Annotated in this window: 11 protein-coding genes and 1 pseudogene; 9 read left to right on the forward strand and 3 right to left on the reverse strand. The window is 64.2% G+C overall.

Annotated elements, in window-relative coordinates; genetic code table 11:
• The first annotated feature begins 52 nt into the window (after positions 1-52).
• Entirely contained in the window at positions 53-2998 is a 2946-nt protein-coding gene (locus B9C43_RS54400; RefSeq protein WP_084435000.1) for a CHAT domain-containing tetratricopeptide repeat protein, read from the forward strand.
• Here the strand turns inward: B9C43_RS54400 and B9C43_RS54405 are convergent.
• Complete coding sequence (locus B9C43_RS54405) at positions 2995-4101, reverse strand: macro domain-containing protein (RefSeq protein ID WP_084435001.1); 1107 nt, start codon at positions 4099-4101, stop codon at positions 2995-2997. The two genes, B9C43_RS54400 and B9C43_RS54405, sit on opposite strands and share 4 nt — an antisense overlap.
• A gap of 21 nt (positions 4102-4122) precedes the next feature.
• Complete coding sequence (locus tag B9C43_RS54410; RefSeq protein WP_160097437.1) at positions 4123-6045, reverse strand: CATRA conflict system CASPASE/TPR repeat-associated protein; 1923 nt, start codon at positions 6043-6045, stop codon at positions 4123-4125.
• Between the two features lie 51 nt (positions 6046-6096).
• Here B9C43_RS54410 and B9C43_RS57330 point away from each other — a divergent pair, with 51 nt between their 5' ends.
• The 5 genes from B9C43_RS57330 (at position 6097) to B9C43_RS60420 (ending at position 16688) form a co-directional block, all read left to right on the forward strand.
• Positions 6097-6432, forward strand: coding sequence for a CATRA system-associated protein (locus tag B9C43_RS57330; RefSeq protein ID WP_160097439.1), 336 nt, complete (start codon positions 6097-6099; stop codon positions 6430-6432).
• Positions 6433-6436: 4 nt separating this feature from the next.
• Complete coding sequence (locus B9C43_RS54415) at positions 6437-9088, forward strand: CHAT domain-containing protein (RefSeq protein WP_084435003.1); 2652 nt, start codon at positions 6437-6439, stop codon at positions 9086-9088.
• A 16-nt stretch (positions 9089-9104) separates the two neighbouring features.
• Complete coding sequence (locus tag B9C43_RS54420) at positions 9105-12428, forward strand: CHAT domain-containing protein (RefSeq protein ID WP_084435004.1); 3324 nt, start codon at positions 9105-9107, stop codon at positions 12426-12428.
• 663 nt (positions 12429-13091) lie between these two features.
• Positions 13092-15926 (forward strand): CHAT domain-containing protein, encoded by a 2835-nt coding sequence (locus tag B9C43_RS54425; protein ID WP_143447290.1) that lies wholly within the window; start codon positions 13092-13094, stop codon positions 15924-15926.
• A gap of 216 nt (positions 15927-16142) precedes the next feature.
• On the forward strand, positions 16143-16688 hold the full coding sequence (locus tag B9C43_RS60420) for an abortive infection family protein (RefSeq protein ID WP_407657200.1): 546 nt from the start codon (positions 16143-16145) through the stop codon (positions 16686-16688).
• A gap of 178 nt (positions 16689-16866) precedes the next feature.
• Here B9C43_RS60420 and B9C43_RS59450 read toward each other — a convergent pair whose 3' ends face one another.
• On the reverse strand, positions 16867-17055 hold the full coding sequence (locus B9C43_RS59450) for a very short patch repair endonuclease (RefSeq protein ID WP_235039410.1): 189 nt from the start codon (positions 17053-17055) through the stop codon (positions 16867-16869).
• 1315 nt (positions 17056-18370) lie between these two features.
• On the opposite strand from B9C43_RS59450, the gene B9C43_RS56460 reads away from it, so the two are divergent.
• The 3 genes and pseudogenes from B9C43_RS56460 to B9C43_RS59460 all read left to right on the forward strand — a co-directional run.
• Complete coding sequence (locus tag B9C43_RS56460) at positions 18371-18802, forward strand: hypothetical protein (protein ID WP_143447292.1); 432 nt, start codon at positions 18371-18373, stop codon at positions 18800-18802.
• Positions 18803-19019: 217 nt separating this feature from the next.
• Positions 19020-20006 (forward strand): MvdC/MvdD family ATP grasp protein, encoded by a 987-nt coding sequence (locus B9C43_RS54440; RefSeq protein ID WP_143447293.1) that lies wholly within the window; start codon positions 19020-19022, stop codon positions 20004-20006.
• Between the two features lie 1061 nt (positions 20007-21067).
• Positions 21068-21582: pseudogene (locus tag B9C43_RS59460) on the forward strand (site-specific integrase); the annotation flags it as partial.

Below are 21582 nucleotides of genomic sequence, written 5' to 3' on the forward strand. Positions count from 1 at the left end.
TTCGGCAAGCGCACCGCTGGCGTTGTTCAACCTTGGTAGTGCCTGTCTGGAAATGGCACGGTCCCATGGAGCGGACGTCGATCCCGCGATCGGACACCTCGAGCAAGCCTTGGCGGTGATGCCGGACGGGCACGATCAACTGGCCGAGTTGCTCAGTCTGCTGAGCAGAGCCCACGCCTACCAATACATCCGTCGCGGCGCATTGTCCGACTTGGACACTGCGATCCAAGTGGCACAGCGGGCAGTGACCGCCGCAGGCGACGGACATCCCCAGCGCCACACGTATCTGGCCGACCTGGCACTCCACGAACATGCGCGGTTCGAACACTCTGGAGCTTTGGTGGATCTCACGGATGCGATCCACCATTTTGGTAGCGCCATTGCCGTCATGCGGCCTGATGACCCGGACCGACCTGTCCACATGACCGAACAGGGAATGGCGTATCAGCGGAAATTCGACCACAGCGGCCAAGCAGCCGATCTCGAACGGGCCATCGATCTCGGTGAACAGGCCATCGCGACCGCTTCCGAAAGCCACTCCGAATGGCCCCGCATGCTGGCCCGGCTGAGCTCGGCCTACCGGAAACGGTTCAGGTTCACCGGGACCGCCGAAGATCTGGACCAAGCGTTCAATCTCGCCAAGCGGGCGGCCGACGCCGTCGACGACACAAGCCTGGACAAGGTGACCTGCCTGCTCACGTTGAGCAATGCCCACATGGCGCGCTTCGATCGGAACGGCTCGCCCGCGGACCTGGACCAGGTGATCGATCTCGGCGAGCATGTCCTTGTCGAAATAGAACACCCCGATGCTGATTGGGCGGTGGTCGCCGCCAACCTCTGCAGCGCCTACTGGAAGCGGTTCGACCGGGGCGGGGTGGCCGCCGACCTGGATCGTGGAATCGCCCTCGGCGAAGCCGCGGTCGCCCAAACTCCCGACAGCGCAGCGAACAAAGGAAGCTACCTGGCCCATCTTGGTGCCATCTACCAAGCCAGATACAGTCGATTTCATGAGGTGACGGACCTCGATCGCGCCATCCACCACACCAAGTTCGCTGTCGAAATCACTCCACAGAGCCACTACACCCGCCCGGGCTACATGTCCGATCTTGCCGGACTGCACCATCGCCGCTATCGACGATCAAAGCGCCAAGCGGATCTGGACATGGCGAGCGATCTCGTGGAGCAGGCACTCGCCCTCAGCTCGCCGAACGACCCGGAGCGAGCTCGCTACTTGTCCAATCTCAGCATCTTCCACACCACGCGATTCGATCTCCTGCACGCGGACGCGGATTTGAACCGGGCGACCGCGCTGGCACGCCAAGCCCTTTCGGCCGCACCACACGACCACCCGCACCGTGCGATCTACGCGGACGCGCTTGCGGGCGCCTATCAAGCCCAGCTAGATGCGAGCACACAAACCGTCAGCCAACATCAGTTGCGCACTCTCGCTCGAGACGTCTCCGAGGCGACCACCTCGTTCCCCGTACACCGAATCAAAGCAGCCACTTCCGTGGGGTTGCTGGCAGCGGCAATGGGCGAGTACGCGACTGCCACGGAGATGCTGGACACCGCGGTGACCCTGCTTCCGTCGGCAGTACCCAGAGAGACGAGCTGGTCCGATCAGGAGCACCGTCTAGGCGCACAAACCGGCCTGGTCGGTGAAGCCGTTGCCGCACACTGCGCGACGAACGACGTCAGAGGCGCGGTGGAGATCGCCGAACTCGGTCGCGGGATCCTATTGGCCGCCCAGTTGGACTCCCGCACCGACCTGACAGATCTGGAAGAAGCAGAGCCGAAATTGGCCTCGGCATTCCAACACGTCCGAGCACAACTCAACACCATCGACGACGGTCCCACCGGGAGTCCACAAAGCACCGTCACCCTTCGCAGGAGACTATGGACCGAGTATGACGATCTGCTCGCCCAGATCCGTGGGCGACCCGGTTTCACCCGGTTCCTCCTACCGCCTCGATTCAATGATCTTCGTACGGCCGCGACCGGTGGTGCCGTGCTGCTGGTGAACGCGAGCGAGAAGCGCGGCGATGCGATCATCATCCACGCCGACGCCGATCCGGAGCTCGTGCCTCTTCCCGAACTCACTCTGGCGGCTGTCCGTTCGCGCGGCGCCTATCTGCTGAGCGCTACTGCCACAGGCGACAGCGATCTGGTCACGGTGCTGCCGGAGATCCTGAGTTGGTTGTGGGATACAGCAGTTCACCCCATCCTGGATGCACTTGCCCAAACCGGGGATTCCCCGCTCCGGATATGGTGGATGCCTCTGGGGTTGCTGAACTTGTTTCCGCTCCACGCGGCCGGTCACCCTGACGAACCCGGCGCACTGGATCGTCTCGTCTCGTCCTACACGTCCACGTTGCGAACACTCACCTACGCGCGCGCACGGCCACCCTCGACAGAACGCCACCAGCTCGTAGTCGCGCTGGATCGGACGCCTGGTCTTGCCAACCTTGTCGGCACAGCCATAGAAGCAGCGGCTCTCCAGGCCCAACATCCCGACATTCCGCCCCTGATCAACGAAACGGCCACGGCCACCGGCGTATTGACCGCGTTGCCGAGAAGCACATGGGTGCATCTCGCCTGCCACGCCAGCACCAATGCCACTGCCCCTTCACAGGGTGGGGTGCACTTGCACGACCGCGTCCTCCGCTTGTCCGAGGTCAGCCGGCTCCACCTCAAGCACGCCGAACTGGCCTATCTCTCCGCTTGTTCGACTGCGGACGGCGGGATCCGTCACGCCGACGAGTCCCTGCACCTCGCCTCAGCGTTCCAATTGGCCGGATTTCGACACGTGATCGCCAGCCTGTGGCCGCTGAAGGATCGCCTTGCCGCAGTCGCGGCTCGAGCGTTCTACGAACGCCTGCCTGACAAGCCCACCGCGGATCATTCGGCCGCCGCCATGCGAGAAGTCACGCTCATGCTGCGTGACAGATATCGTGCCCGTGCGGACGTCTGGGCACCGCTCATCCACACCGGACCTTAGATCCGTTTATTGTATTTCCGTATGACTGCCGGCATGTCTGCGAACACGCCAATCAAGGCCTGCCGCTCCCTTTCCTCGAACCCCAGGAACGAAATCTTGCGCAACGCCGTGGCCGGGTTCGTCCGCAAGTAGTCGATAGCGGCGGTCACCATTCGCTCCGCCGTGGGTATCACCTCGGCACCACCGACACCGGTGCCGAGCAAGGGAAACAGCACCGTGCGCGCCGTGAGTCGCTCTGCATGTGTCAGTACGTTGGTGACACACCAGCTGATGTTGAGGACCTGCCGATAGCCTGCACCAGGTTCGCCATGGACGGCGGCGACATGGATGATGTGCTTGACGTTGTGGCTGGACCTCAATGCTCCGGCGCCGGTGATCACCACTGTGCCGGGTGCGACCGGTCGATGTTCGCGCACCTTGGTTTCCAGTTCGTCCGCGACGAGGTCGTCGACGACTCGGCCGGCGTCATCGTGGATCGCGCCCCAGTACCGGATGATTCCGGACACGCTGAACTCGTTGTGGCGCGCCATCTTCATGTCGGTGTTCTCGCTGTTGACCCAGGTGTCGGCGGTGCGGACCCGCCGGATGCTGCCGGACAGGACCTCCAGTCCACACGGAGAACCACTCAGCCGGAACTCCACCGGGCCGTCCGGCGCAGCGATGTTGCCTGTGGTCCGGCCCAACTCACGGATGAGCCGGTCGAGGTCGCTGTCGATCGAGTAGTGCCTGATCCGCACGGCCTGGCATCGGGCGAGTGCGGCGATGCCTCCGGGCAGGAGTTCCGCGTCGGGCAGTTCAGCGTCCTCCACCAGGACGGGGATTACGCGTAGGCCGCACGAAAAGGCTTCCTGGATCTCACGGTGCACCCAGTCTCGCTCGGGGTCCGTCAGAAATTCGATCCACTGTGGACCCATCACCGCGAGTAGCACGTCGCAACGGCGCAAGGTGTCGAACACCGTGGTGACGAAGTCATCGCCGGGACGGATCGACCGGGACGCCAGAAACGCACGATCCGGTCCGAGCCTCGCGGCGAGCTCGCGGTGCAGCAGAGTCGCATAGCCAGGCTGTTCTCGCACGCGGTAGTTCACGAACACTCCACCCATGACACCTCCCCCCAACGATTATCACGCGCGGATCCGTCCTCCGCGAACGTCAAGCGGAGGACATTCGCCCAGAAGCGCCCTGACGTAGGAGGCAGCTACCGCAGCGGCATAGTTGCGCCACAGATGGCCGTGACGGCGATCGCCATAGTCGCTGATACCGCGGACCACGTACCACTCCAGACCGTTCGCGAAGCTGGCCTTGCCGATACCGGTGCCTTCCATCTCGAACGCGCGCAAGTTGTGTTCCGCCGCGATCGCATCGCGTTTACGCAGGTCGCGCAACGACCGGTCCGCACTGCCGATGCGGCCGTAATGCACCTTGGGCCGGCCCGGACGGTGCCCGCTCAGCACAGGATCCGGATGGGGCGTCGTGGCCTGGTCATCAGATTCGTCGGTGTAGACGACATCGGTGCTGTCGGCCGGGCGGGCGAAGCTGGGATGAGCGCGCACAATGGCGTCGATGTGCGTCTCCCATGGACAACGTTCCATGTGTTCGTCGGTCTGCAGCGCGTTGACCGCGTGCTTGAGCAACGGCGACGGTCTGGGATGCGGCTGGCGCAGTGAGACGTTGTCCGGAGCGTCGACAACATGGTCATAGTCGACGATTCCCCAACTCGCCACGACGATGTCACCGAGCCGGACATGTTTGGCCGGGTCCGTCACCTTTGGCACGCCCGCTGCGATGCCGGACATCAGCACGCAGTTGACCGTGCCGAAGCTCCGTATCAGGTTCGCGCAACCGTCGGCGGCGGCGTTGTTCGCCGTCTCGCCGAGCAGTGTGATCACGACGACGTGCGGCTGGTCCGGCACAGTACTTGGCATCGTGCCAACAAAGTAGTTCGCCCGGTCGCCGGGCACGTTGACGCGCTTCCAGTCGTCGAGCAGAAACCTTGCGGCGGCACACTCCTCGGGCATCGCCGTCACGATGCCGAACGTCGGCTCGTGCGACCGCACCAGCGCCGGGCCAAGCGACTCCGTCATCAGCCGAGCGCCTTCCGCTGATGTCTCGAGGTACCTGATGTCGTCGTCCAACCTTTGGCGGAAATACGTTCCCAACGCGAGATCATCACCTATCGGCCCGTCTTGCGGAAGGTCGGCGACGCGCTTCAACGCCGCCACCGCATTGGATAGCGCGATCTCCACGGTATGACGCATCGTCTTCAGGTTGGTCACATGGCGGGCGATCCTGAACCGGCTAGTGCTCAGCGCGGCCTGATCCCGCTGTGCCACCGCGTCGTCGATCGTCCGGCACAGCATGCCCGCTTCCGGCAGCCGCGCATGCACTCGAAGCTGGTAGCGCACCTTGGCCATGTGCAGGAGATAGCGTGCGAGTTCCGGCATGTCGGCACGACCGTTCGACCACGTCCAGTCGCTCTGCTCGTCATCGCGGTCCGGCGGCGCCAGCACCACGAACCGCCGCTCCGCCCGCGTGTCCTCGCGGCCGGAGAACTCCCACAGGACGATGCCTGGTTCGAGCTCGCAGCCACGGCGAACCCGTCCGCCCTCCGACCCCAGCTCCTCGAAAGATCGCACACCCGCATCAATGTGCTCGTCTTTGCCCTGGTAGAGCCACGCGACGCCGATGAACGCCTGGGACATCTCGCCAAGCACGCCTTTGACCATCGCGTCGAGCTGCTGCCACGACGCACCCGGCAACGCGGCCAGCACCGACAGGTTAAGAGCGTCGTGCATCCCCCGAAGCACCGCTTGCACGTGCGTATCCGGCCTCTGCCGGGCGGCCAGCACCGCAGTGCCGACCCCGAAACCAGTGAGTCGGTCCGGATTCATGGGCAGGCCCAGCAACGGCACCGGTTCGGTCAGGCCGAGTTCGTCGGCGAAACGCGTCCACAACGCGCCGATCTCGGCTACGTCGGCCGGCTTGCGATCGTCCGCGTGCGCGAACACGTGCAAGATCAACTCTTGCTCCGCGATCAGACTGTCCACCTCCTCGCGTGGTGCCCCTCCAGCAGACCATGCCATCGCTAGAGTTACTCCATGTCCATCTTGAACGACCACGCCATCCGCAGGGACGCCCGCGAAGTGGCGGCGGATGTGCTCGAATGGCAAGCCACCGCCGAGGAATGGGCGGCAATCGCCCAGCTCGTGACGGCAGCTATCGAGGCGTGGGACGCACAGGACTGGCCCGCGCTCGAGCGGGCAACTGTGGCACTGGAGCTCGCGAGCCCCCTGCGCGCCACCCGAATGGGTGACGAGAGACGGGTCAAATCGTCGATCTCGGAACCAGTGCGGGAAAGGGTGAACAGGCTCGTCCACGGGCCGGAGGACGACATTCCGCCAACGGAGCCCGAGCGTCCCGAGCAGGCCCGCTGACCCCGTGCGCCTGGTGTTGGAGCCGCTGCTGCGCTTCAGGTACTGGCTGATCAACCGCAGGGTTCGGCGGGCCGACCTGATCACGGCGCTGGAGTCCGCCGAACAGACGTTGCGCTGGGCGGATCGTCTGCCTGAGGGGCGGGCCGCCGAACAGTGGCGTGCAACATTCCTCAACGTCATCGGCTTCGTGCGCTTGGAGATCGGCGATCTGCGTGGTGCGCGGACCGCGTTCGAGGAGTCGCTGTGGATTGAGGAGGAACTCGATCCGAAGTCGCCCGAGACGGCCCGAGGGCTGAACAACCTCGCGAGCGTCGCGTACCACCAAGGCGAACTCCACGTCGCGCAGGCACGCTACGAGCAGGCGATCGCCCTGCGTGCGGCGATCGACCCGATGTCGCTCGATCTCGCCGACTCCCTGTCAGCAGCGGGACAGGTGCTGTCGTCGCTTGGCCGTGCCGACGACGCCTTCGCCATGTACGAACGGGCATTGGCGATCACGACCGCCACGGAACCTGACAGTTCCGCGCACGCTGGTGTACTTACCAACAAGGCGACGCTGCTGCTCAACCGCGGTGCCCTCGACGAGGCAAGGTCGTTGTTCCGCCTTGCGCTCGATATCGAGACCGCGGCGGACCCGCGGTCACCGGCGACCGCGACCGCGTGGTCGAACATCGGACTCGTGAGCCACGCGTTGGGCGACATCGACCACGCGCTCTCGTCCTTCCAGCGGGCGCTGGAGATCGACATGGCCTACACACCCGAAGCACCGCGAACAGCCGCCGACCACAACAACATCGCCATCATCCTGCTCGATCTCGAACGTTTCGACGAAGCCATCGAGCACCTCACGGAAGCGCTGCGCATCGAGCAGTGGGCAGCGCCCTCGTCCAGCGCTACCGCGACCGCATTCCTCAACGTCGGGTACGCGCACCAGCTCGCAGGCAGGCCTGCGGCTGCTGTCGACGACTATCGAAGGGCACTCGGGATCGACGCAGCCATCGCACGTTCCTCACGTGACGTGGCCTTCGATCTCACCAACCTCGGCACGGCGGAACACCAGGTCGGCAACAACGACGACGCTGTACACCTGCTGAAGCAGGCGGTGGCGATGTTCGAGAAGTTCGAGCTGCCCGCGGATGGGTCCCAAGCCGGCACCAACCTCGCCTTCGTACTCGGTGAATCGGGGCAGATCGACGCGGCCATCGACGCGGCAAGGCGTGCGTGTGCGGCAGCCGAGAGGGCGAGAGTGCTGGCCGGGCACCCCGACACACGCGAGAAGCTGTTCGCGCTGAACCAGTCTCCGTTCTCGCTGCTGCTGGACATGCTGCACACACGACGGGGCGACAACGACGGCGACGAAGCATTCGCCGTCGCCGAGGCGGCACGCGCACGTTCTCTCGCCGACCTGCTGGGCGAACGGCCCATCAGGTCGTCACTGCGCGATGGCGCAATGGCCCTGCGACTGCAGGAGGAACTGGCGCTCCATCGGGAACTGCTCGACGCCCGCGCCCGGTTGGCCTCAGGCCGAACCGATGCCCAGGCGGTCCGTGATCTGGAGGACCAGCTCGCGGAGTGCCGTCACCGGCTTCGGCAGGACGCGCCGCAGTACGCGAATGCTGTAACGCCGGAGCCGGTCTCGGCATCCGAGGCGAGGAGCCAGCTCTCCGACGACACCCTCCTGCTGTCCTACGCCGAAAGCACGGCGCGCCTGCACCTGTGGGCGACGCGGAGACATGCGTCGGCCCACGTCACCCTCAACATCTCGGCAGCCGATGTGGTGCCACTCGTCGACTTCGCCACTGCGGCCTACCGCCGGGGCGAACCCGGTGGCGACGAGGAGGCATTGGCACAGGCCAAATTGGCGGAGCTACTGCTGGAACCGATTCCCGAGGCGCTCACGGCAGACGTGCGAAACGTCGTCATCGTGCCTTGTGGACGGCTCTTCCACCTGCCCTTCGAGATGCTGCCTTGGCAGCATGGCGTGCTCGGCGACGTGGTCGCGATCAGCTACGTTCCGTCGGTTTCCGTTCTGCACCATGGCATTCGCCCGGATCAGGCCGTGGCGCGACCGTTCGTGGGCTACGCACCCACATCTCTGCCTGGGGCGCGGACCGAGGTACGCCGTGTCGCGGAAGTGCTGGGTGCGAGCCCGCAGGACGTCCACACCGGAGCCACCAAGGAAATCGTGGCGAAGACGATCTCCGGTGCGCAGCAGGTGTACTTCGCCACGCACGGACTGCTTGACGACCAACAGCCCATGCAGTCCGGCCTGTGGTGCACGCCGGTTCCCGGCGTCGACGACGACCCTGTCCTGCGCGCGTTCGAGATCATCGATCTGCGGATCGACGCCGATGTGGTCGTCTGCTCAGCATGCGAAAGCGGTCTGGGCAGACTGCTCGCGGGCGAAGGGCTGGTGGGGTTGAGCCGCGCGCTGTTCTTCGCGGGAGCGCGCTGCTTGATCGTCAGCCTGTGGCCGACGCCGGACATTCCCACCCGCCGGCTGATAGTGCGGTTCGCCGAGTTGATGCGCGATGGGTCCGCCCCTGCCGTGGCGCTACGGTTGGCGAAAGAGCAGATGCGCGAATCGCACCCGCAGACCTTCGCTACTCCGTGGACATGGGCCGGTTTCGTGGTGATCGGCGCCGCAGTTTCGTGAGAGGACAACGCTGAACATGCGTGGACAACGAGCACGCGCGGCTATCCTTGATCGGCTTGGCGCGAGTGCCGGGCAACTGCCGTCCGATGCTTGTACGGTGCTCGACCGGATCGGGGACGACCCCCTGGAGTGGTCGGCCATCGCGGTGGATCTGTTCGAAAAGGGCGAGGACAAGGCGTCCCGGCAAGCTCTCGACGCGGTCGCGGCATTGATGAAGTTCGCGCTGGGCACGACTTCGCGCCAGCACCCCTCCCGGGAGCACTTCCTGGGTTGTTACAGCGTCGCACTGGAATTGCTCGTCGAGCGGTTCGGCGACCTCGACGTGGCCGCCGAGGCGGAAGCCGTACTGCTGCCGGAAGTCGAGCAGCGGGCGGCGAACGATTCGTTCCGGCATCGGATATTCCACAGCCTGGGGCGAATGGCGGTCGCCCACACCCTGCACTCCCCCAGCTCCGACGCGACCAGGGCGGTCATCAGAGCCAGACTGCGGATGCTGTCGGGCATGCCGCCGGGACATCCTGACCGTCCCGAGATGATGAGCCGCCTCGGCATGGCGTACCACGACCTCTTCCACCAAGAAGACGACAACGATGCGGTGGCCGAGGCGGTGCGGTGGACACGCGAAGCACTCGCCGAAGCCAGGGACGATCATCCTGACCTCGGCCCGATCCTGCACTCCGCCTCGACGGCACTGCGCCACCAATGCGAGCTCACACCCGACCCGGACCTGTTACGAGAAGCCATACACATCAGCCGTGCCGCAGCAAGCAGGCTCCCCGACTGGGATCTACGCTCCGACACAGCCCAACTGCTCTTCTGGTTGTACGAACACGCCGACGACGACGCAGCGCTGGACGAGGCGATCGAGTTGTTCCGTGGTTGGACCGCGGACGCGACCGGCACGGATTCCGCATTGGCGCACGGCAAACTCGGAAACGCGTTGCGGGCAAGATATCAACGCACCGGCGACCCCGACGACCTGGCGGAGGCGGTTCGCACGATGCGCCACGCGGTCCAGACGGTTCCCGTCGACCATCCAAACTACACAGTGCTCGCTTCGAACCTTTCCGCTGTGCTGTCCCTCGCCCACAATCGCGCATCGGATGAGACCGTCCACGGCGAATCTGTCCGAATAGGACGAACTGCGGCCGGCAGTGACGACCTTCTCGCGCTGAACAACCTGGGCACCACCCTGATCGGCCGGTACACCCAGACCGGCGACAGCCGGGCATTGCAGGAAGCGATCGACACGCTCCAACGCGCCGTCCACGCGACGCCAAGCGAGGATCCATTCCTGGCCTCCAGGCTCAGCAACCTCGGCGAGGCGCTGTACTACTCGTTCCAGCGAACCGGTGATCTCCGGGAGCTCGATCGTGCCATCGACCTGGGCAGGCAGGCGATCGCCGCCGCCACCGGACGGGACCCGGGCCGAGCCGGATACCTGAGCAGGCTCAGTGTCCGGCTGCACGAGAAGTACAAGCACGCGAACGACCTCACAGTGCTCACCGAGGCAGCCGCGCAGGCCAAAGACGCGATTGCCGCGCTACGGGCGTCCAATCCGGACCGGCCGATCCTGGTCTCCGCGGCCATCCACGTGCTCAGGGCTTTGTTCCACGCGACCACGCGACCGGAGGTGCTTGAGGAGGCCATCGAGTTAGGCCGGGCGGAGTTGGCGGCGCTGCCCGTCGGGCACGGGGGCCGGACCGAACTGCTCGCGGCGTTCTCGGCCGTGTTGCAACGCAGATACTTCGACTTCGGCGACCGCGCCGCCGGACTGGAAGCCAGTAGATTGTTGCTGGCCGCGTCGCTGACCCCGGACTCCCCGATGAACCAGATCCTCTACACCCGGTCGGCCGCGCTGTTCTACATCAGTGAGCGGGAATGGCAAGACGCGGCGAATGCGATGGCCCACGCGGTCAAACTGTTGCCACGGCTGGCCTCGCGCCGACTGGTCCGAGCAGACCAGGAACGCCAACTTGGCATGGCTGCTGGGGTTGTGCACGACGCGTGTGCGTGCGCGCTCAACGCCGGTGATCCTGAGCGTGCGCTCACACTGCTCGAACACGGTCGCGGTGTGTTGTTCGCGCAAGCTCTGGAGAACCGCGACGAGCTCACCGAATTGCGAGAGCAGCGTCCCGATCTCGCCGACGAGGTCGAGCAGATTCGGGACCAACTCGCCAACTGGCCGACCGGCGGCGCGACCCATGCCGACGAACAGCACGCGCTCACAGTGCGGTGGAATCAGCTGACCGCCGACATCCGCGCCCTGCCGGGATTCGCGCACTTCCTGCTGCCGCCACCGGCCGACGAACTGCTTGCGGCCGCCGCAGACGGGCCTGTGGTGTTGTTCTCGATCAGCGATTTCCGCTCCGACGCGCTGATCCTCACTCCGAGAGGCGTCGAGGTCGTCCGCCTGCCAGGCGTGACGCCGGAAGAGATCCGTCGGCGCGCGACGGAGTTCCAGGCCGATGCGAACACCGTCACCGAGACGCTGGAATGGCTATGGGACAACGTCACCGGGCCGGTGCTCGAGCACGTTGGCCTGCACGGGCCCTCCGGCGACAGATGGCCCCGGCTCTGGTGGTGCCCGACGGGGCCGTTGTCGTTCCTTCCTTTGCACGCCGCGGGTTATCACCAACCGTCATCAGGGGGACCGCCGAAGACAGTGATGGACCGGGTTGTCTCGTCGTATACGCCGACCGTTCGGGCACTTCTGCATGCTCGCCGTCGCCCGAGATTCGGTGCCGAGGTGGATGCACTGGTGGTGGCCATGCCCAACACTGTGGCGACGCTGGACCTGCCCGGTGTCGCACACGAAGCCGGAATTCTCGCCGACAACCTCCCGCGCCGGCCCACGGTCCTGCGTGAGGCGGATGCGGTTCGCGATCGGGTCCTCGCCGAATTGCCCCGGCACAACTGGGTGCACTTCGCGTGTCACGGCTTCAGCGATCCAGGCGATCCGTCGGCCAGCCACCTGTTGCTCGACGACCACGCCACGAAACCGTTGACGATCCTGGACATCTCCCGGCTGCACTTGGAAAACGCCGATCTGGCCTGCCTGTCCGCGTGCTCGACCGCACAGGTGGGGACGACGTTGACCGATGAGGCGATTCACCTGGCCGCCGCCTTCCACCTGGCCGGCTACCGGCACGTCATTGCGACGCTGTGGCCGGTCAAGGACCGTCCCGCAGCCCGATTCACTCAAACTGTGTATGGGACCGTCACTGCGCAGGGCGCCGAATCAGCCGCGCACGCGGTACACACTGCGACACGCGAAGCACGAGACCGTTATCCGCAGCACCCGCACGTGTGGGCGGCACACATCCACACCGGTGCCTAGCCAAGTCCATTCAGCACAGTTATTCCGCATCCAGATCGCCGCCAACCCATCCCCGGCGGCCTGTTACAGCCGGGCCGCGATCATGATCGGGACGATGGTCGCGACGATGCCGCCGATCACGATGAGGACCGCTGAACCGAGTTGGACGCCGACGAACTACGCAGTGATCAGCGGAACCCGTGGATGGTCCTGAATCGGCTCGTTCGCGGTGATGCAACCGAACGACAGCCGACTATTCTGCCTCGTCTACAGCGAGATGACAGGCGGCCCTGCCCGATAGGCCACGCCGCCTACGCTACTGCTCGAAGACGCGATCCGCTTGAAGCCTGCCTCGAACGCGAAACGAGTGCCCCACAAACTCCTAGTCAATATCGTGGCAAATTTCAGAGCATCGCTCAAGGTCTGAACGCGTTCTCGGTGGCGTCCCAGCGCACTTCCGGCATTACCATTGCGTGACGTCCGAGATGATGTCGATCACGTGAACTGGAGATCATTTAGCAGCGCGGCATGTCATCGCTCATGCCGATCAACATAAAGCCATCCGGCCGCGCCGAAATCTGGAACGAAGTGTCCGATAAAGCCATGTCGCACTATTTGGCCCTCGGAAAGTCCGAGATCACGCGCTAGGGTTCCTTGCCCTCACGAGAATCCGGAGGATCGTTGGTGAAGTATCCACATATTCACCCTGTCGGCGCGGAAATGGCTGACCGAGCCTGGCGGCTGGCAGCTACTGACCTGCCCGGCGCAGCGCAACTGTCCGCACCAGTAGACGGTGGCGTCGTCCCGGCGGTGAGGCACGTTGAGATCCTGAGGCGGATCGGCAAGAGCACGACCGGACGGGAACTCCTGCAGGCACTGAGACCTGCCGGCGCCGAGGTGCCGTTGGTCGTGCTCGCCGTCGCCAACACCTACTGGACCCAAGCCAGGGCAACCGAGGCGATCGGTCCATACAAGGACGCCGAACGCGGCTACGCGGACCTCGGCGATCCTGACGGCGTCCTCGCCGCGCGAATCGGCCTGGCACGAGCGGCACGCATGTCCTATCAGAAGGACAAATGGGAAGTGCTCGACGCGGCGATCGCCGCAGGCGACGGCAGCACAGACATCCACCTGCACGCCGACCTGCACCGGGAGCGCTCGGCGTGGGAGGTACTCGTGGGGAACCACGAGTCGGCGACGGCGTTCGCCGAGCGGGCTGCAGACGTGCACCGAAGCGTCGGCGACCGATACCTGATCGGCCTGGCCGAGGTGCTGCGGGCGCGGGCGCTCAACGCGGCCGGAGACCGGAGCGCGGCACTCGACCTCATGCGGACGCAGCTAGCCGCCGCCACCGAGATCGGCTCGGACGAGCTGAAGATGGTCACCGTCGTCTATGTGGCGCAGTTCCTGCAACGCGGTGTCGCAGTCGGCGGCCCAGAGTGGGCCCTGGCCAAGAAGACGATCACCGATGCACTGGAGGAGGCCGAGGACCCGTTCACCGTGGCCGAGCTGATCCTGCCGCTCGCCCACCTACACACCACAGGCGGTGAGTTCGCCGAGGCGGAGCGGTGCCTCGACGAGTACGGTCGATGCTACGAAGCGATGGGCGGCAATGCCATTGGCACGGCCAATCTACTGAAGGCTAGGGCCAGGCTGGAGCTGGCGCGCAACGGCGGCCGCTCCGTGCGCGGGTTTCTCCGCCTCCCTCGTTCGCTCAACGCCGTCCGGCAGGCCCGCAAGACCCTCCGTGCCTCGGCGCGGGCCTACGAAGAGGCGGGCCTGTCGGCAGGCGCCGACAGCGCGCGGTGGCACCTCGAGCTGGTCGACATCCTAGGCTCCGGACACTCCAAGGGCGCGCGGCGGTTAACAAGCACTGCGCGGGACGCCCTCGACCGCGCGCGGGACCACCTGTTGTACGCCGAACAGCAGAACGCCGCAGGGAACACCGCCCTGGCTCTGGACTCCTACCGGACTGCCGAGGCGGAAGCGGTCGATTCAGGCGCGACCATGTTCGCGATCGCCGCAGCGGCCGGGAGCGCACTGATGGCTTATGCCCTGGGTGACCACACCGCCACCGCGGAGCACATCCGCGCGGCGATCCGCCATTCCGAGAAGATTCGGCGTGCGGTGGCCACCCCCGATGCCCGGAGACACATCACCGACACCGTCCGAGCCCAGTACGAGCACGCGATGCTGCTGGCCGTCCAAATCGGTGACGGCGAGCTGGCCGTGGAACTCGCGGAGCGGCTGCGCACCGACCGGCTCGCGGGACTGCTGCGACGCGGTGACGCCAACCTGCCCCCGGATCTGGCCGGTCTGCTTACCGAGATCGCCCGTGTCGGCGCCGCGCTCGCCGAACGCGACCCCAGCCAGCGCGGTGTCCGCTCCCCAGCAGCTGTCGACGACCTGCTCGACCAGACCCCGGCCGACCTCCGCCGGCGACTGGACGGGCTCTACGTCCAGCTCAGCGAACAGACGAACGACCTGTTCGCTGACGTCTACGGCGCCGAGCCATTGCGAATGGAGCGCCTGGGCGGCATCCGGCAGGACGTCCTCATCGTGATGCCCGTGCAGTCCGCAGAAGGCGACCAGCACGTGATCTCTATGTGGCGCTCTCCGGACGGCACCTGCGTGGCGACGGTCGCGCCGGTCACCGGCGAGATGATCCAGCTTCGGGAAGCCTTGCTGGCCGATACGCGGGACGGAAGAATCCTGCTGCGGGCCGGGAACCTAGACGTGCTGAGCCCGGTCCTGCCCGCAGCGTTCGCGACGCGGCTGCGGGCCGCCGCCGAACCCGTGCCACTGGTAGTGATCCCAACGGGGTGGCTGTGGGCAGTACCGTTCGCCGCGCTGCCGCTGCCCGGCGGTGACCTGCTCGTCGACCACGCGGACCTCGTCCTAGCCCCCTCCCTGCGGTTCCTCACCGCCCTCCAACACCGCAACCGTGCCGGGACACCGCCGTCGGCGGCGGTGTCCTGGCACGACCCACACGCCGGCATCAACGCACCCGAGCTAGATGGTCTGGAGGCGCACCCCGCTGGGCACGACCGAATCACCGACACCGCACAGGTGGTGCCCGCCTTTGTGCGCGGCGGCGACCGCTGGCGCAGCGCCGTGCTCGCCGCCCACGGCAACCGCGAACCAGGTCTGGCGCAGGCGGTCCTCGCGGAACAATCGGTCGTGCTGTCGGCAGCAGACTTCCTCGACGGCACCACGGCCCCACCCCCTTACCTCTCCTTTGCCTCCTGCCACAGCGGCTATCCCAGCGGTGACGACCATTACGAACCCCTCGGACTCGCGCTGGCCGCGCTGGCCGCAGGTGCGACCCACGTGATTTCGACGCACTTCGAGATCGGCAGCCAGGATCAGGTTGTCAGCAGCTGCTTGTCGCGGCTCTACCAGGCACTGCCGACCGCCCCCTCCCCCGCGACCGCGCTGGCCTCCATTCTCCGGGACCCGTCGCTGCGTCAGCGGCGCCTGTACCGCTGGGCAGCGCTAGCGGTCATCGGCACCAACTGAGTGCTCCCCCTTACGAACCCTTCAGTCAGCACGCGTCGTCCGGTAGTCGATCCACCTGGCGTCCTCACCGAATCAGTTGATCTTTCCGGCCCAGCAGAAGTGTCACACGGACGCTTGCCTCAAGAGTGTTGTGATCAACGGGGGATAACGCTGAACGGCCATCCCGCTGAGATACCCGCCCACGGTGCTGCCAGGCGCCATCCGCGACTCATCGTGGTGGCTAGTCGGGTAAGTGGCCCAGTTGTTGCGGGACGCGTTCGGGCGATCGTCGACGATCCTGCACAGGCGATTGGCACCGGCCGAAGCACCGCCAAGTTGTGCTCATCGAAAGAGACTGTACCGTCAACAATCGGACCTTCCCGCCCTGGCGCAGGCGCCCAAGAGGCGCTCGGCCTGCATCCTTCATCAACCACGCCAGGCGGTGATGGCAGCGGCGCGGTCGAGAAGATCCTCGGCGCGGTCACTACCATCGTTACTGCACTGGGCGAACTGCGCAACCGCAGCTACGGAACCGGGCACGGCGCAACGACTGCGCCCGTCCGGCTCCGTCTCGACACGCACACCTGCCCCTCGATGCCGCAGTCACCCCGTCCCAACTCCTCCTCGACACCCTCACCGATCCCAACGCGCCCTGGCGCAAGAACACCTCACCACCACACAGCGACCCACCACGGCTGGCGAAGCCCACCGCCAACAGAGGCGTACCAAACGTCCACTGTGGCTTGTAGTGATCTCCAAAAGGGCCTACCGTTGACCACATGAACACCTGCAATGCGCAGGTAGTCCACATTGGCATGTTCGATTCCCCCCTCGGACACGTGTGGGTTCAAGTCGGTGAGGCTGAACCCACTTGTAGTCAGACTGGTGACCTAACAGGGTCTGGGACTGATACTTTCTTGTCGGCAGATGTTGGCCGCAAGCCGCCATACCTCCCCTGCAGTCAAGTGGTGCCAGACCAGTGCGGCGGTGGTGATGCGGGTGAGTCTGTCCGTTCCAGCACCAAGCGGTGGATGCGATCAGCAGCGTCGTTCGGGTCTTCGTGCTCCCACACCCTGATCACCCGCCAGTCGGCTGCGTCCAGTTGGACGTCTGTGTCACGGTCGCGCAGCACGACACCACGGAGCTTCAACCGCCACCATCCTCGGTTGGCACGTGGAAGGTGGCCATGCACCGGACACGAGTGCCAGAAGCAGCCGTCCACAAAGACAGCTATACGGGCGCGCGCAACAGAACATCCACACGTCTCCGGCGGTTCGTGCCCAGCGGAGCACGATCGACGACGAAACGCATACCTCTGCGGTGGAGGGCCTTGCGGAGTGCCAACTCAGGCTTCGTGCCGCTGCACTTGGTCCGACTCATCACCCGAGACGAAGATGGCGATGCAGCTGGCGGCGGTGGCCCGGAATCCAAATGTCGATACACCAGGCGAGTTTGGCACTGAGGTCCGACAAATCAGCCGAGCAACAACCTCGACCGCCGTGCCGATCTGCTGCGGCATTCACTCGACAACAGCGGCTACTGCGCGCCTTTGCATTGCGGCTGGCCCGGGGCCTCGCGGCGGATCCGCGCCGGCCCCGGGGGAGAAACCCGGCGAAGCCACTGTTTGTCCCCCGGCCCGGGTCCGGCGCGAGTTTCGCAACCTGCACCACGCCTGACTGCCGAACCGGTGTCCCGAAACCCTCCCGGCCAAAGCCTCGCCGCCCTGCCGGAGTGCCCAACCACCGTCCCGCACCACGCCACGACGTCCACACCGTCCCGAGGGCCTGGTCGACCTCGCCGGCGGGGTGCAGTTTGGCCAGCGCGACCGCCTCGGCCATCTTGGGCCGGATCCGCCGGGCCCCGGCCGCCCGCGGCCTCGACCAGCCAGGCCGCGCGGGAGAACAAGGACGGTGAACGCACGCCGAGAGCGACTTCGGTTGAGGAGGCGGCGTTTCTCACGCTCCGGCCATGGGCCGCGCGGCGTGGGTGACCCAAGCCGTGCGCACCTCGTCATGGACCTGGAAGGCGGGTTCCCGGACACGGTTCCTGATCCGCGATAGAGACGGCGCACTTTTGCTTTCCAGGGTGATAGGTCAGTCTCACCCGAGTCGCTGGGAAACCAGGGCCGCCCTCCAAGCCGGCATTACCGATGACCGCTCGGAGCGGCCGGACCTGTCCGACTCTGCCAGTCCGTCGTCATCTGTACGTAGCTAACTCATTACCGCCACGAAATGGTCTCTTTCCAACCCTACCCATACATAGTATACGGCCACCTGTCACCGATACTGAACCGCTGGAGGTTTCCGCGTCATTATTACCTACACCGCCGGGAGTAGTGATCCAAATAGGCTGTCCGTGGGCGCGCAAGATCAAATGTGTAACATGACATCACTTCTCAACGACTTCCTCACTGCACACCGCTCACTGACCGCTATGCCAGCGACCGCAACGGAAGGCGGAGATGAATGGGGATCTTCGGCAAACGTAAGCCGGATTCTGTAGTTGCTACTCCAACTGACAGGGATATTACAAGGTTTAACCCAACCTGGTTTGAGGACCAACTGGAGTCTGCCCGCAAGCCGGTAACAACTCACAATGCTGCCGCCGTCGCCGCTCTGACCAGCGTTAACTTGGCTCTCAACGCCATCCGATGGCTGAACGTCGTCGGTACACCAGAGGTCAGGCAGCGCTGGGACAATCAATTTGGCCGTGCTGACGAAGATTATGCGGAGATACTAGCCAGGCCGGACAAAATGATCGACTTCCTCTGGTCAGTTAGTCCGCGTCTCCATCCAGGCCTGCATCAGTTCGCGGAGACGATAGCTTCTACTGTCCAGAGTAGACTACGAGATTTCGATGAGCAACTTCCTCTGGATATGTGGACTGACACACGGTGACAGTAGCTTGAAGCGCCTACATCTCTCGCAGTATATCAATGTAGCACTGACACTAGGCTGCGGTATGCAATGTGGGGGGCATCTTCGTTGCTTGCTGCGTGGATCAGTCCTGAACTGACATGATTCACCAGGGTTCTCCCAAGTTACCGGACACATTTGTCAGCTCGCGCTCCTGGTATACCACTCATGAGGCGCAACTCCAGCTTGGGGATTGATGATGAAGACTGTTTTGGTCTTGACCAACTCCTATGACGATTGCCACGTGGAAGCTGTGAGAAAGCATCTCATTGAGATGGGGCATAGCCTTGTCCGCCTCGATACCGATAGTATTATTCGTGGTGACGACCAGTTTCTTTGGGACTATCGAAGCCGGCGGAAGTTGCTCGTAAAATCGAACGAAACTATCCAGCTGGACAAGGTCAATAGCGTTTGGTTTAGAAAGCCCTTTGGCTTTACGTCGACTTTCGGGTTCGCCGAGTCCATCCGCGACCCAGTGCAGCGGGCTGCTCTTCAAAAAGAAGTTCAGGATGTGATTAACAGTGTGTGCATCACTCTTGATGACAGGACCTGGCTAAATCGACCGCAGGAAATGTTCCGGGCCAGACTCAAGCCGTATCAACTGGAAATCGCGCACAAAGTAGGGTTACTGGTACCGGACACCATAATTACCAACGATCCAAGGTGCGCCTTGGAGTTCTGCTCCCTGGGGGCAACGGTATTCAAGCCAATTGCCGAGCCGCATTTGGAGTACGGTGATGGTTCTTATGATGTCGATACCACTCTTATTACCGAGCAACATATAGATAGAATTGATCTTATTCGATCACAGCCGACACTTCTGCAGCGTTATATCCAAAAGTCACATGAACTCCGAGTTACCTGCGTAGGCGACGAATTGTTCATCGCCAAGCAAACATTGAATGAAGCGAGCCATTCCGATTCTTCCGTCGTTGACTGGCGCGCCCTTCAATTCAACGGCGGCAGTAGTTATACCGCCGGGGTACTCCCATCGGAAGTCGCGGCCAAAATCCGAAGCCTGTTGCGGGAGTTAGATCTGGCATTTGCCGCCATAGATCTTGCGGTGGATCGAGACGGTAACCACTATTTCTTAGAAGTCAACCCTAATGGCCAATGGCTAGGCTATACGGACGAGATCGGCCTACCTGCCGCGGCGAGCGTAGCAAAATTTCTTGTCCAAGAATAATAGTCACCGAGAGGAGGTGATGTTCCGTGGATGAAATTCAGAATTTTCCCGTTCCTGAAACTTTTTCCGCTTTGTGTGCCACACCGGCCGAAGATGTTGATGCGCCTTTGCCATCATTCTTGACGAGGTGTGGAAAACCTAAGAAGACCGACGATTAATTTTACCAAGCGCAACGTTGCACGTTGATCGATTGGCCTCCTCCAGCGTTAGAGGGGGCCAATCTGCGCAGCGGTGCGGTGTTGACCTCTGCTCGGTGCATGCAAAGAATCGACAGTCGATACCTCAGAACCACGGGTTATCATCCGCTCGGCAACGTATCGTTGCTCAACCCACGTCCCGACCCGCCGCCTATAGGACGCCCAAAAATAGTTGAGTCGGTGGGTACGTGCTGGAGGAAAGCTCGTCGCCTGACGATCTCCTGTGACAGTTGCAGCAGTCCAGTCTCACTGATTGAATGTGCGCTATCCACCGCAGAGCGTAGACATCAAATGGGCGCTCCCGTACATGTGTAGGAGACTTCGCCTCCATCTCGGCTAGTCACGCTCCTCTACAGGGATGTCTGAAGGAACATCGAGGACGCATCATCTCTTCCCCATGTCGCACTTCCCAGGCAAGGCAAGGCTCGCTCGTTCACAATCCGACGTATAGGCGTGTAGATAGTGCGCAAGATCGTCCTTGGACACACAGTTGTGGAACTCCTGCCACATCCAACGTGTGAGTGCTTGAGTGCACTCCAACCCTCTGAACCGGTCACGAACCGCCTCGGGCGGTGGTCGTTGTGACCGGTTCTGTCATTCAGCCGGTGGTCTTCCCGACCACACGCTTGGCTCCTTCCAGTTCGCTGGCAGCACGTCAACCGATGCCGTTGCCGGTGGCCCCGCTGACCCGGTCCAGCACAGCCCTCTACGGGGTGGCCACGATCGACGACCGCGGACGGTTCGTCGATCATGCCCTGATGACCGCGCTGGGCTGGTCCCACGGCTGGTCGCTGACGCCGACCGGCAGACCCTCGCGGTGTATCCGCCCGCCTCGCTCGACCTCCTGCTGGCGGGTGACCGGCCATGACCATCACACCGTCGACCGCGGAGGTGGATGCTGCTCGGCTGCTGCTGGATCGGATGGGCATCACGCCCGAAGACCTGCTCACAGCCCCGGTCGAGCGACCAGCGATACCGACGTTCCGCGAGTACATCCCGACCGTCTCCGCAGCCGTCACCGCGGGCACCCGCCGCGCTTATGGCTCCTACTGGAACCGGATCACCCAGCACTGGGGTGATCGACGCCTGGACGAACCCACACCCTCACAGATCAAACAGCTGGTCGAGACCATCAGGAGCAACGTGGTCGTCCGGCGCAACGCCCGGGGCGGCCGCAGCGCGGCCGAGCACCTCATCGCCGCACTGCGCTGCATCTACCGCCATGCCGTCGACGACGGGCTTATCGACGAGGGTGCGAACCCGGCCAAGAAGGTCGCCAAACCACGACGGCTGCCCTCCACGCGACGTGCGGTGGCGGATACCCGACTGGCGGAGATCAACGAGATCGCCGGAACCACCGGTGACGACCCAGCCTTGGA

Source organism: Kibdelosporangium aridum (genome assembly GCF_900176515.1).
GTDB classification, from domain to species: Bacteria; Actinomycetota; Actinomycetes; order Mycobacteriales; family Pseudonocardiaceae; genus Kibdelosporangium; species Kibdelosporangium aridum.